This window comes from Cellvibrio sp. (genome assembly GCF_039207905.1).
In the GTDB taxonomy this organism is placed as follows: domain Bacteria; phylum Pseudomonadota; class Gammaproteobacteria; order Pseudomonadales; family Cellvibrionaceae; genus Cellvibrio.
In genome coordinates, this window is the sequence record NZ_JBCECX010000009.1 from 120,865 (window position 1) to 134,559 (window position 13,695).

Below are 13,695 nucleotides of genomic sequence, written 5' to 3' on the forward strand. Positions count from 1 at the left end.
TTTGATGCAAATACTGGACGGCCAACTAATTCATTTAATTTATGTTCTCATATGGTAATAGGGGATCTATATGCATTTTTACAACAAATCTATTCAATTATTCATGCATGCATGCATTTCATGAAGACGCGTTCCATTTCTAACTATGATAGGAAATAGAGGCTAGGTTTTTTTTTTGATGCTAGGGGAATTAGTCAGCTTGATTAACACCTCGACTCACATTATCCCCGTCATTTTTACGCAGCGACCAGAAGGAGAGTGAGGAGATAATTGTCAGGCAGCCGAGTGTGATAAATGCATAGTGCAATGCATTAGTGACAGCAAGTTGATTTGATTGTGATACATCGCCCAGATACCAGCCAGCGACAATGGACGCAAAGGCCAGCCCGAAGCTGATTGATAACTGCTGCAGCGAACTGGCGATGGTGCTGGCCATGCTGGCTTGCTCGTCGGACACGTCAGCATAGGCCATAGAATTCATGCTGGAATATTGCAGTGAATTGAAAAAGCCTTGTGCAAGGCTAATGGCAACTATCCACCAAATGGCAGTGGCTTGATCGACAGTTGCAAACAACATAATGGTGAAGCCAATCATTAAGGTGTTCACAATTAGCACCGAGCGATATCCAAAATTTTTGAGCAAGCGAATTGAAATAACTTTCATAAACATCGCAGCGGCAGCGGCGGGCATCATCAACAAACCGGATTGCCACGCGGGAAATCCCAAGCCAATTTGATAAAACAATGGCAATAAAAACGGCATACCGCCAAGTCCGAGCCGCGTAATAAATCCGCCGGCAACTGCAACGCGAAATGTTCTGGTTTTAAACAGCGACAGCTGCAGCAGTGGATGAATGTGGTGGCGTGCATGCCAGCCGTACGCAGCAAGCAAACTAAAAGATAAACCCAGCAAAATGCCGACCAGGGTTGCATCTAAAAAGTGTTCGCCAAATATTTCGAGCACCCAGGACAGTAGCGCGATACCACAACCAAACAGCACGAGCCCGATAATATCCAGCGGCGGAGAATTGCCGGAGCGATAATCCGGCATGTGATTTTTGATCATCCACAGCGCTACCAATCCAACGGGAACATTAACCAGAAAAATAGCCTGCCAAGGCAACCAGTGCACAATCAGTCCGCCGATTGTTGGCCCCAATAATGGTCCTATCAGCGCAGGAATGATGACGAAATTCATCGCTGCTAATAATTCTGATTTGGGAAATGTGCGAACTATCGCGAGGCGTCCAACGGGTAGCATCATCGCCGCTCCAATACCTTGGAGTATGCGTGCAGCCACCAGCATAGGCGCATTCCATGCAAGCCCGCAGATGATTGAGGCGAGGGTAAATATACCGACGGCAGCACCAAATACGCGCCGGGTGCCGAAGCGATCAGCCATCCAGCCGCTAACGGGAATACCAACGGCAAGGCTTAAGACATAACTGGTTACGACCGCTTTGAGGCTTAAGGGCGTGACATCAAGACTGGCTGCAATCGCCGGAATAGCGGTGTTGAGGATGGTCGCATTCAAATGTTCCATGAATAGCGCGATTGCGACTACCCATGGCAAATAACGTTTTACCGTCGAGTTTTCCATTAACCTGAATGCCTGTTACTCAAGAAAGAGACATAAGGATAATAGGGTATTTATTACGAGGAGGACAATGTGACTATCCCAAAGATCGTCACATTGTCACTGATTTAAGCAAGTGGTTTACGGCTAGTCGCAAAAATGCGCTCCGCTGGAATGCTAAGTTGTTCGATTAAATAGCGTGAGAATTCTGGCGAATAATTTTGTTTTGCGATAGCACTCTGCATGCAAATTAACCATGCGTCGCGCTCATTTTCGCCAATACGCAAATGAGCGTGGCTGCGGGGAATATTAATATTGCCGTATTTTTCATGATAATTCCGTGGCCCGCCTAACCAGCCCGATAGAAATAACGTCAACTTATCGCGCGACTCAGTAAGATCCTCTTTGTGCATTGCACGGATAATTGCTGCATCCTGCCGTGAATCCATTGCTTGATAAAAATCATCAACCAGCTTGCGGATTCCATCCAAACCGCCTGCTGCCTGAAAAGAGTTATCTGAAAAACCATAAAGGGATGTGTCGGTCAATTTCTTTGCCTGCATTCTAGAAATAATAAAGCGATATTGTTGCAGGATTTCGTTGCCGAATACAGTGACACTCGTCAATCCAATACTTAGGCGTAATCAGTCAGCGCTACCCAACCGCGAATTTTGCCGATGTAAACAAGCGCAATACCAAGATTGTTGATGTAGCGGGCATCACCGTCATTTGCCGGGTTATATTCCTCCAGCCCTTCCAATGCCAAAGTGCTTTCCAGTGGTGGTTGCCAACGCAAGGATTGCGGGCTTGACGGCATACTCAGCTCGGCATCAGTCCAAGCCAAACCATCGCGTTCAACAGGTGAGGAGCTTGCGTAATCAGCGGGGATAAAAATGGCGGATGTACCCGCCATTTTTTTGTAAATTCTTTCTTTCATGCCTGACTCCTTTGGTTTGCACCATTAAAGCAGTTACAGGCTGAATTAATTTGATGTGAGTCAATAAAGACTGGTTAATCCTAAAAGCTATCCGGCACGTACAAGTGTTAAGTTTATCCAAGGGCGCCAGCCTTTTTGCGGCTCTTTTAATTCCCATAAACCGCTTAGCTTGTTACCTTTTGCGTCGAACTTGCCATCAAAGCGAACGGATTTTCCCTTGATGCGCCATCTTTTCCCGTCAAGTGCGACATCAAAAACTTCAGATACTCCTTGATCATCATAGGAGCGTGAAATTATTTTTTTGCTGCTTAGGTCGTAGCCTATTACTTCCGTGGAGCGGGTGGGTGAGGCACCAAAGCGAGCATCGGCCTGGTGGATAATAAAATGTTTTCCTGGCAACCATTGATAAGTATCTGTAGCAATTAAGTTTGTGGCAGGCGAAGTCTTGGTAGCGAGCACTTCGCCATTTGTGTTCCAAGTGCCGATAAATATTTCCAGATGGGCGATTCGATTTTTTGCCATAAACAATTTCCTTACGACTATCCCCCGGTAATATGGGCAGGGAACAGTTCGGTTTGCGATTAAGGTTTTTCACCTGTCCATTTCCATTGTTGAATTTCCGCTAAATCCTCACCGTGTTCTTCAATATAGCGTTTGTGCTGCGCAAGTTTGCGGTTAACAAAATCTGCTACCCAAGGTTTTCTTTTTGATAGTTTAGATACTCGTTCAACGACGTTTTTCATAATATGAAATCGGTCGAGTTGATTGAGCACGGTCATATCGAATGGGGTAGTGGTAGTACCTTCTTCTTTAAATCCGTGTACATGCAGATTTTTGATGTTGGTGCGTTTGTACGTGAGTTTGTGGATTAATGTCGGATAACCGTGATAAGCAAAAATGATCGGTTTATCTTTGGTAAATAGTTGGTCAAAATCGTTATTGCTTAACCCGTGCGGATGTTCGCCGGCAGATTGAAGCTTCATCAAATCTATTACATTGACGAAACGGATTTTCAGCTCAGGAAAATGAGTCCAAAGCAATTGCACTGCAGCAAGGGCTTCCAATGTGGCGACATCGCCTGCGCTGGCGATAACTACATCCGGCGCAGCATTGGCGCAATTGCTTGCCCATTCCCACACTCCGATACCCGCAGCGCAATGCTGAGCGGCCGCGTCAATATCGAGCCATTGCGGTTCTTTATGTTTGCCTGAAACCACTACATTAATTTTGTTGTAACTCTTCAGGCAATGCTCGGTAATCCACAACAAGGTGTTTGCATCTGGTGGTAAATAAACGCGCACAACTTCTGCTTTTTTATTAACAACATGGTCAATAAAGCCTGGGTCCTGATGGTTGCTGCCGTTATGATCTTGTCGCCACACATGCGATGACAATAAATAATTAAGCGAGGCAACTGGTTTACGCCAGCTAATGTGGTTTGCCGTTTTCAACCATTTTGCATGCTGGTTTACCATGGAGTCCACAATGTGGATAAAAGCTTCATAGCATGAATAAAATCCGTGTCGACCAGTAAGCAAATAACCTTCAAGCCAACCTTGGCATTGATGCTCACTCAGCACTTCCATAATGCGGCCGTTGATGTCTAACTTCTCGTCATCATCACAGTGCTCTGCAAGCCAGGTTCGTCCGGTCGCATCGAGAGCATCCTGCCAACGGTTGGAATTGTTTTCATCGGGGCTGAATAAACGAAAGTTTTTATTCTGGCTATTTTTCTTTAATACATCGCGCAGGAACTCGCCCATTATTTTTGTAGACTCAGCATCTACAGATCCTGGTTGAGAAATTTTAACGGCATATTCGCGCGTATTGGGAAGATGTAAATCCTGAAGCAGCAAGCCGCCGTTTGCATAGGGGTTGGCTCCCATCCGTCGATTAGCTTGCGGAGCAAGTTCTGCAAGCTCTTGATGAAGTTTTCCGGATTCGTCAAATAGCTCTTGTGGTTTATAGCTTTGCATCCATTGTTCAAGCACCGCGATATGATCTGCGTTCTTCATATCATCCAAAGGAACTTGATGTGCGCGGAATGAACCTTCGGTTTTCTTGCCGTCAATACCTTGCGGGCAAGTCCAACCTTTTGGTGAGCGTAAAATAATCATTGGCCATAGTGGCCGTTGCATATCTTTATTATTCCGTGCGTTATCCTGAATATGTTTTATTTTCGCGATCACTGTATCTAAGGTTGCTGCCATTTGCTGATGCATTACCAAAGGATCGTCGCCTTCGACAAAGTGGGGTGCATAACCATAGCCGATAAAAAGTGCTTCAAGTTCTGCATGAGGTATGCGCGCTAATATTGTCGGGCTAGCGATTTTAAAGCCGTTGAGATGCAATATTGGCAGCACCGCACCGTCGCGCGCGGGATTTAAAAATTTGTTCGAGTGCCAACTGGTTGCCAAGGGGCCTGTTTCCGCTTCGCCATCTCCGATAACACAGGCCACAATAAGATCGGGGTTATCAAATGCTGCGCCGTAGGCATGTGAAAGTGCGTAACCGAGTTCGCCCCCCTCGTGAATTGAACCGGGAGTTTCCGGCGCAACATGGCTGGGGATTCCACCGGGAAATGAGAATTGCTTGAAAAAGCGCTGCAAGCCGGATTCATTTTGTGGGATATCTGGATAGATTTCGCTGTAGGTTCCCTCCAGATAAGTGTTGGCAACTAATGCTGGCCCACCATGTCCCGGTCCGGCAATAAAAATCATATTGAGATCAGATTGTTTAATAACGCGATTTAAATGTACGTAAATAAAATTAAGGCCGGGGGTTGTCCCCCAGTGGCCTAATAATCTCGGTTTGATGTGTTCGGTTTGAAGGGGCTGTTTGAGCAGGGGATTGGCGTAGAGGTAAATTTGTCCTACCGATAAATAGTTGGCTGCGTTCCAGTAATTATTTATCTTGTGTAGCAAGTCAGGGGCGAGTGGTCCAGAATTAGTAGCATGTTCAGCGTTGAGATCGTTCATGATGTAGTCCTTTGTGCTGATCTAAAAATGTAGCAACATTATTAGCGATGACGAGTTCTTCATCGGTCTTGATGACACGCACTGTGACCTGGCTTTTAGGAGAGGAGATAATAAGATTGTTAGTTTGGTTTTTTTCCAGATCTATAGCGACTCCGATGAAATTCAGATTTTCACAAATGCGTGCACGAATTTCCGCGAGATTTTCTCCAATCCCACCGCTGAAGATAAGTGTATCCACTCCGCCCATGGCGCCAGCCAGCGCGCAAATCCATTTCCGGGTTTGATAGCAAAAATAATCAACTGCTTCTGCTGCGTGTGTATCTTTCTGTTCTTGCGCGAGTAATTCATTAATGTTTTCGCTGGAGCCGGAAATGCCTTTTAATCCCGATTCATGGTTAACCATATCGTGGAATTGTTTTGCTTTCATACCTTCCAATTGTTTCAGTTGTAATACCAGACCCGGATCAATATCGCCGGAACGTGAACTCATCGGCAGGCCGGAGCAGGGCGTAAGGCTCATGCTGGTATCGACACTTTTTCCACCGTAAACAGCAGTGACACTGGCGCCACTGCCGAGGTGGGCGAGTATCACTTTATTGCGCGCTGCTTCGGTACCTGCTAATTCACTTAAGGTATTCATTAAATACTGGCAGGATAAACCGTGAAAACCGTAGCGTTTAATTCCCATATCGAAATAGCGTCGTGGAATCGGCAGGCGCTGGGCAATGGTGGGCATATCGCGATGGAAAACAGTATCGAAGCAGGCAACTTGTGGAATATTTGGAAATAATCTCCCGGTAGTTTCTGCGAGTAATATTTCTTCAGGCAAGTGATCGGGATCGAGTGAGCTTAAGCGGCGCAGCTCTTTCAATACCTCTTTATCAATAAATTGCGGCTCGGAATAATTGTTACCGCCGTGCACTATGCGATGCCCGATGGCAGTAATTTTATGATCCTTGCCAAATTGTTTTAGCCAATCCATTACGATGTTGGTGGCATCGGCATAATTTTTTGCGGCAATGGTTTTGGTAGAAGCGTCGCTGTCCTCCGCTTTGATTGAAAATTGCCCCTCGGCAGAGCCAATGCCTTCCAGCTTGCCGGTCAGGATTTTGCGTAAATAGTTTCCGGATTCAAACACCGCAAACTTAATACTGGAGGAACCGCCATTCACCACCAATATCAACTGTTTCGCTAATCCCATACATTACCTTTCTTGATAAATCATTGGTGTGGAGAGAATTTTTTCGAATGAGACCGGGACAATCATAAGTGAGTTATCTTCATCGCTTTGTTAGCTACCTAACTTAGCTACCCATTAATAATGGAACCGCTTTCTCATTTTCTGAACCAATGTATGCAAACGCACCGAATAGGCGGCTTCTTGCGGCAAATACTATTTTTAATCGGAAAGCTTATTACGATGTCTATTATCGACATTGATGTCAGGGTCAACTCTATGAAAAATCAAACAAAAATTATTCACTGTTTTGTGCCGGTTTTTTTTGGCATGACATTCTCAATTCTTACGACAGTGACATTCGCCCAAGCTAACGAATCGTCGGAAGTGGGCTACGGCCTCAATCCTGAATTACCCAAACCTGAGACCAGTCTGATTCCTACGGTGAATGTGGCGCCAGCAAAAGGGTGGCCTGAAAATGCTAAACCCACGGCTGTTGCAGGAACTCAAGTTGTCGCTTTCGCAAAAGATTTGCAGCATCCACGCTGGCTATATGTATTGCCAAATGGCGATGTATTGGTTGCCGAAACCAACGCGCCTGCGCGTGAAGGGAAAAAAGGTTTCCGCAGCTGGGTCACGGGTTTATTTATGAAGAAGGCGGGTTCAACAGGTGAGAGCGCGAACAGAATTACTTTATTGCGCGATAGTGATAATGACGGTGTGGCAGATTTTCGCTCGGTGTTGCTGGAGGGATTAAATTCGCCATTCGGTATGGCATTGGTGGGCAATAGTCTTTTTGTCGCTAATACTGATGCTATTGTTCATTTTACTTACAACACCGGTGATACCAAAATTACTTCACCCGGCACCAAGCTAGTCGATTTACCTGGTGGCCCTATTAATCATCATTGGACTAAAAATATTATCGCCAACACTGACGGCAGCACACTCTATGCGACCGTCGGTTCCAACAGCAATATTGGTGAAGCAGGGATGGCTGCAGAGGAAGAACGGGCTGCAATTTTGGAAGTGGATATAGCCACAGGCAAGCGTGGTATTTATGCATCCGGTTTGCGTAATCCCAATGGCTTGGCGTGGCATCCTGCCACTAGAGAATTATGGACGGTCGTAAATGAGCGCGATGAGTTGGGTAATGATTTGGTGCCTGACTATATGACCTCGGTTAAAAAAGGTGGCTTTTATGGTTGGCCCTACAGTTATTTTGGACAGCATATTGATGAACGGGTGAAGCCACAAAATCCTGAGTTAGTTAAGCAGGCGATTGCACCTGATTATGCACTCGGTGCGCACACCGCATCACTTGGTCTTGCTTATTCTGCGGGCAATACATTACCAGCGCGATTCGCTGACGGCATGTTTATCGGCCAGCATGGCTCATGGAACCGTGAACCGCGCAGTGGTTATAAAGTGGTGTTTGTTCCTTTTGCAGAGGGCAAACCTTCCGGCGCGCCACCAGTGGATGTGCTAAGTGATTTTTTAAGCAAAGATGGTGATGCGTTTGGCCGTCCGGTTGGTGTTATCCTTGATAGTAAAGGTGCGCTGCTGGTAGCCGATGACGTTGGCAATCTTATTTGGCGAGTCAGTGCTACTGCGCCTTAGCTAATTAGGGCGTGTGTATGAACATTAAATTCATCTGCTCTGTGTGCCTTGCTATGCAAATACTCTGTGTTGGTTGTAGTCCTACAGTGATTGTAAATTCAGAAGGGCCGATAATTAATACCGATACGCGCTCAGTAAATCTGGCTGGCCCCGATGAACGCTTTGGCGATCTATTTATCGCGGTGCAAATGTCGGGAATATTCAGTGATTCGAAAACATTTGTAGATGCGATTCCGCTTTATTCTGACGATGAAATCCTGGCAAGTTATGAATACCGTAGAAACCTGCCCGGATTTACCTTAAAAGAGTTTGTTTCCGACAATTTTATTGTTCCGCAGGATACCTCGAACTTCACGACGGATTCATCCAAAACCGCTGCCGAGCATATGCATATTCTATGGGATGTGCTTGTTCGCCAGCCCGGTGCGGTAGTTGATACCGGCACTTTGATTCCGATTCCCAAACCTTACGTGGTTCCCGGCGGTCGTTTTCGCGAAATTTATTATTGGGATAGTTATTTCACCATGCTCGGATTGCAGGCTTCTGGCCGCGTAGATCTGATCGAAGACATGGTGGAAAATTTTTCTTATCTCATCGATACGCTCGGTTTTATTCCCAATGGTAATCGCACTTATTACCTTACTCGCTCTCAACCACCATTTTATTCGCTAATGGTGAAGTTACTGGCGAGTGAGCGTGGAAAAGGAATTTTAGAAAAATACATTGTACAGTTACAAAAAGAGTACGATTTTTGGATGGATGGAGCTGCGACACTAACCCATGAAATGCCAGCGAACAGGCGCGTAGTGTTGTTACCTGACGGCGCTATTTTGAATCGTTATTGGGATGATCAAGCAACACCGCGCCCTGAGTCTTATATCGAAGATATTGAGTTGGTGAAGGCACACCGTATACCTGTTGAACGGTACCGCGACATTCGCGCAGCTGCAGAATCTGGTTGGGATTTTAGTGGACGCTGGTTTAAAGACCACGCGAAGATGACCACAATCCATACTACGGAAATACTTCCTGTTGATCTGAATGCGTTGTTATATCACCACGAACAAGTATTAGCTGAAGCTTACAAGCAAGCAGGAAATAGTCTGCTTGCAAAAAAATACGCCCAGCTAGCAGAGGAAAGAAAGCAAGCATTGCAACGTTATATGTGGGATGAGCGCGATGGTTTTTTTCATGATTATGATTTTATTGCCAAGCGTCCAACCCAAAATAAAACGCTCGCTGCTATGTTTCCACTTTTCTTTAATATGGCGGAACAACAACAGGCCAAGCGTGTTGCCAGTATGATCCAACAGGAATTTTTAAAGCCGGGCGGAGTCACCACAACATTAAATGACACCCATCAACAATGGGATGCACCCAACGGCTGGGCTCCATTACACTGGGTCACTATTAAAGGCTTGCAAAATTATCAACAAAACACATTGGCAGATACGATTAAGCAGCGTTGGATTGCGGTAAATCTGCGCGTGTATAAAAACACCGGAAAAATGGTGGAAAAATACAATGTTTACGATTTAGGTCTAGAGGCAGGAGGAGGGGAGTATCCCGTTCAGGATGGTTTTGGTTGGACTAATGGTGTGCTGCTAAAATTGCTAGAAAAATAATCGCGTTGAATAATTTAACAAAGCGGTTTCGCTTGTTATAAAAGCTATTGTATTTCTGCGTTTGATTGTATCCATTCTTTTGCGGCAGAGGCAGCCTTTCTGAACTCGGCTTCCACTTCAGGAAAAATAAGCTCGAAGCCTTTGGTTTTTACCTTATCGTTAATCACCATTTCAAACTTGTAGGCGACATCAGAAAATCTCCGTGCGCCTATGATCCCAAGGCTACCGCGCAAAGTGTGCAGTATTCTTGCTACCTCATCATGGTCTTCTGCTATTAGTGCTATTCGTGCATTCTCCAAAGAAAGCTCGCTGTTATTAATAAGGTTGCCGATAAGCAGCGTCGTCTTTTTCAGATAACCCGGCACATTTTCGCCCATTTTTAGCAGATTGGTTATATCAAAAATGCCATCATTTTCGGTATCTATTTCCGCTATTTTTGTCGGTTGCACCAAGTTGGCGGTTAGCCTTGTTGTGGAAGTATGCCTGCTAATCACTTCCAGCATTTTTTCTGCTTCAATTGGTTTGGCGATTAAATCATCCATGCCTGATTCAATGCAGGATTTCCTTTCAAATTCCGTCACACCCGCAGTCATGGCAATAATGGGTAGGTCGATTTTTAATTCGTTGCGAATAATTTGGGTTGCGGTAAATCCATCCATTACCGGCATTTGCACATCCATTAAAATGGCTGCGTAGTTCTGTGCGTGATCCCGCAGCAGGTCTACTGCCATTTTACCATTGTCGACAATATCGATAGTTGCTCCCGAGTGTTCCAATAAATCCCGTGCAACAATTTGGTTAAATTCATTATCTTCAACAAGAAGCAAGTGAATGCCACTGAGTTCTTGACTGATTGATGTTGCCTGCAGGGAGAGATCCAGCTCCCGTTCGGTTGAACCAAATAATTCATTGAGAGTGTCAAAGAGGCTGGAAGAGGTTACTGGCTTGCTTAAATAGCTATCGGGTTTAATGGCTTCGCTGAGTAAATCGTTATCTTCTATTTTTTCACGCCCATACATATTTACCATCAAAATGATCGGCGTCTTTGATGACAGGATGGAACGCATTGATAGCAACGTATCGGTCTCTGCAATGTCCGGTGTTTGCCAATCCAACAGCAGTGCACTGTAAGCGCCGTTGTTAGCTTGCATTTTGCGTAGCAATTTTAGCCCCTCATTTAATGAGGCGACGGCGTCTGCTTTCCAATGCCATGTTGCGATGCTGTTCATGATTGCATTGCGTGCTGATTCATTTGCATCAATCACCAGCAGGCGAAATTGTTGTGCAGGGCCAGGTTGGCTGCTTTGTAGGGCTTTATCTTTGCAAATGCTGAATGGAATGTGCAAAGTGAATTCGCTGCCTTCTCCAAGTGTGCTTGTCATCGCAATCGAGCCGTTCATTAATTCCGCAAGTCGGCGCGAAATTGTCAACCCTAATCCGGTACCTCCGAATTTTCGTGTCACCGATGAATCGGCCTGGGTAAAGGGCGAAAAAAGACGATCTTGTTGTTCTTGCGACATTCCAATGCCGCTATCTTTTACTGCAAATTGCAAAGCGACCTGATCATCATTGGTTTCCTTGCAGCTAACGGATACCACTATTTCACCGGATTCGGTAAATTTAATGGCATTACTGACGAGGTTGACGAGTATTTGTTGCAGGCGTTGGGAATCACCCATTAAAACAGGGGGGATGCTGGGATCTGTATGAATAATTAGTTCGAGGTTTTTCTTATCTGCCGCCATGCTCATAATAGTGGCGAGGGAATGAATGACATCGTTCAAACGAAATTGCAAATCAACTATTTCCATTTTCCCGGCTTCAATTTTGGAAAAATCCAAAATGTCATTCAAGATATTCAGGAGAGATTTTCCCGAGACAATAATCATATCCAGATATTTTTTTTGTCCTTTTGATAGCTCGGTTCGCTCCAGCAATTGCGCCATACCTAAAACCGCATTCATTGGTGTGCGAATTTCATGGCTCATATTGGCAACAAAATCACTTTTTGCTTTATTCGCTAATTCGGCCTGCTGTTTTGCCATCCTCAACTTTTGCTCAGCCTCTTGTTGTGCTTTGAAGTTTTTGACAATAAAAAAATAAAGCCCGGAGAATAATAAGAAGTTTACAAAGGTGATAAATAGAAAGCTGTAGAGCGCATTTTGGAAGTGATCATTGGTGTCCCTGACACGCTCATTGAGTAAAGTGCGCTCCCCCTCTTGAAATCTGTCCAGCAGGCTGCGTATTTGCTCCATCAAATTATTGCCACGGTCGCTGGATACTATCGCTAATGCCTCTTCGCGTTTTGACTGATTTTGTAGATCAATGGTTTGTTGCAGTTCTTCGAATTTTGCCTTGGTCAGCTGTTCTATTTTGATGAGGTATTGGTATTGGGTCGAATTATCCTCCGTCAGTGAGAGCAAATGCTTCAAGTGTCGGGATATTTTTTCGCGAGCCAGTTCATAGGGGGCGAGATATTCTGGCTCCTGGGTTAGTAGAAATCCCCGTTGGCCTGATTCGGCATCAGTCACCGCGATTCTCAGTGCATCTGCTGCGTGGAGTACCTCCATGGTGTGATTAACCCACTGTTCTCCACTTCTTAACAATTGAAAGTTGCGATAGGGCAAGGCAGCACTTAGCACCAAGATGATCAACCCGAACATAAACCCCAAAGGAATTATTATGGGCAGTGCTTTCTTCATAATTTATGCCCCTTCTTGTCATCCCGTAACTTCAGCTGCATTTTTTAGTATTCCAATTACAAATAAACACTTGGCTTGTTAAGCAAGAGCAAGGTTGCTTTTTGCCTACTAGAAGGATTTTGTATCAATTGCGCTTTAAGGCCTCGTTATACTGCAATTTTAGTTTAGCTGGATGCGAGGGATTTGTTATTGAATTTGGATATGAGATTGGCGATGGGTTACAAATGTAAGCTTGGATATTGTCTATAGGCATCGAGATGCTGGGCATTTCTCAGTTCACGATTGAGTATTCCGAAGCAGGCTATCGATTATAGATAGCCTATTGCCATGTAAAAAAGATAAAAGCAGGGCGCTAATGCGATAGCAAATGACAGTGTTCTCAGTTTGTCCAAATTGGTGAGATAAAATAGTGCATGGAGCAAGCGAGCGAGCAGAACAATGAGTGCAGCCAGGGCCAAATGTTCTACGATCACTCCCGATGCAACTACGGCAAGTAAGGCGGCGCTGTAGATTAGTAATGCTTCCCACGAGTTTTGCTGTGCCGCCACAGCACGCGCGCCTATTCCTTCTAGCTGAGTGTATTGCAGGCGTGGATTTTGGTTGTCGACTTTACCCAGCTGTTTTTGTCGGTAGTAGCCTGATACGCAGGCCAGCAGGTAGGGCATGAGGCACAAGCAAAGTAAAACGATGATGGCAGTTTTCATTCATTGTTATCCGCTGGTTATTCGTCGATCATCATTTCAAAACCACCAAAAATCATCCGCTTTCCATCGAATGGCATTCCGCTGGATTGCATGCGTGGGTCGTCCATAGATTTTTCCATGCCTTTGTCCCGCACTTCCTGGTTCGGCCAAATAATCCAGGAAAATACTACAGTTTCGTTGGCTTCCAATTTGACTGCCATTGGAAAGGACGTGTACTTTCCTTCCGGGACATCATGCCCCCAGCATTCAACAACGCGCATAGCCCCGCAATCCTTAAAGACTGCGGCGGCATCCAGTGCAAATTGTTTGTATTCCTCTTTTTTATCGTTTGCAACCGCAACTATAAAACCATCTACATAATTCATAGCACTGTCCT

Annotated in this window: 11 protein-coding genes; 2 read left to right on the forward strand and 9 right to left on the reverse strand. The window is 45.1% G+C overall.

What is annotated here, in order from left to right; genetic code table 11:
- Positions 1-190 precede the first annotated feature (190 nt).
- From AAGC78_RS07365 to AAGC78_RS07390, 6 genes are all read right to left on the reverse strand, one after another.
- Positions 191-1,600: a DHA2 family efflux MFS transporter permease subunit gene (locus AAGC78_RS07365; RefSeq protein ID WP_435783415.1), complete on the reverse strand. Its 1,410-nt coding sequence runs from the start codon at positions 1,598-1,600 to the stop codon at positions 191-193.
- A 104-nt stretch (positions 1,601-1,704) separates the two neighbouring features.
- Positions 1,705-2,124, reverse strand: coding sequence for a group II truncated hemoglobin (locus tag AAGC78_RS07370; protein WP_435783416.1), 420 nt, complete (start codon positions 2,122-2,124; stop codon positions 1,705-1,707).
- An 86-nt stretch (positions 2,125-2,210) separates the two neighbouring features.
- Positions 2,211-2,513, reverse strand: coding sequence for a hypothetical protein (locus AAGC78_RS07375; RefSeq protein WP_435783417.1), 303 nt, complete (start codon positions 2,511-2,513; stop codon positions 2,211-2,213).
- 87 nt (positions 2,514-2,600) lie between these two features.
- A complete protein-coding gene (locus tag AAGC78_RS07380; protein WP_435783418.1) occupies positions 2,601-3,035 on the reverse strand; it encodes a DUF1579 family protein in 435 nt (144 codons plus the stop codon).
- A gap of 59 nt (positions 3,036-3,094) precedes the next feature.
- Positions 3,095-5,491, reverse strand: coding sequence for a phosphoketolase family protein (locus AAGC78_RS07385; RefSeq protein WP_435783419.1), 2,397 nt, complete (start codon positions 5,489-5,491; stop codon positions 3,095-3,097).
- Positions 5,472-6,692 carry an acetate/propionate family kinase gene (locus AAGC78_RS07390; protein WP_435783420.1) on the reverse strand — a complete coding sequence of 407 codons (1,221 nt, stop codon included), beginning with the start codon at positions 6,690-6,692 and terminating at the stop codon, positions 5,472-5,474. Before AAGC78_RS07390 ends, AAGC78_RS07385 begins: the two co-directional genes overlap by 20 nt.
- A gap of 255 nt (positions 6,693-6,947) precedes the next feature.
- Between AAGC78_RS07390 and AAGC78_RS07395 the strand changes: the two genes are divergently transcribed.
- Positions 6,948-8,288: a PQQ-dependent sugar dehydrogenase gene (locus tag AAGC78_RS07395; RefSeq protein WP_435783421.1), complete on the forward strand. Its 1,341-nt coding sequence runs from the start codon at positions 6,948-6,950 to the stop codon at positions 8,286-8,288.
- Positions 8,289-8,305: 17 nt separating this feature from the next.
- Positions 8,306-9,913 (forward strand): alpha,alpha-trehalase TreA, encoded by a 1,608-nt coding sequence (gene treA, locus AAGC78_RS07400; protein ID WP_435783422.1) that lies wholly within the window; start codon positions 8,306-8,308, stop codon positions 9,911-9,913.
- 44 nt (positions 9,914-9,957) lie between these two features.
- On the opposite strand, the gene AAGC78_RS07405 is transcribed toward treA, so the two are convergent.
- From AAGC78_RS07405 to AAGC78_RS07415, 3 genes are all read right to left on the reverse strand, one after another.
- Complete coding sequence (locus tag AAGC78_RS07405; RefSeq protein WP_435783423.1) at positions 9,958-12,615, reverse strand: CHASE3 domain-containing protein; 2,658 nt, start codon at positions 12,613-12,615, stop codon at positions 9,958-9,960.
- A gap of 308 nt (positions 12,616-12,923) precedes the next feature.
- Complete coding sequence (locus AAGC78_RS07410) at positions 12,924-13,319, reverse strand: MAPEG family protein (RefSeq protein WP_435783424.1); 396 nt, start codon at positions 13,317-13,319, stop codon at positions 12,924-12,926.
- A 17-nt stretch (positions 13,320-13,336) separates the two neighbouring features.
- Positions 13,337-13,684: a DUF1428 domain-containing protein gene (locus tag AAGC78_RS07415; protein ID WP_435783425.1), complete on the reverse strand. Its 348-nt coding sequence runs from the start codon at positions 13,682-13,684 to the stop codon at positions 13,337-13,339.
- Positions 13,685-13,695: the final 11 nt, after the last annotated feature.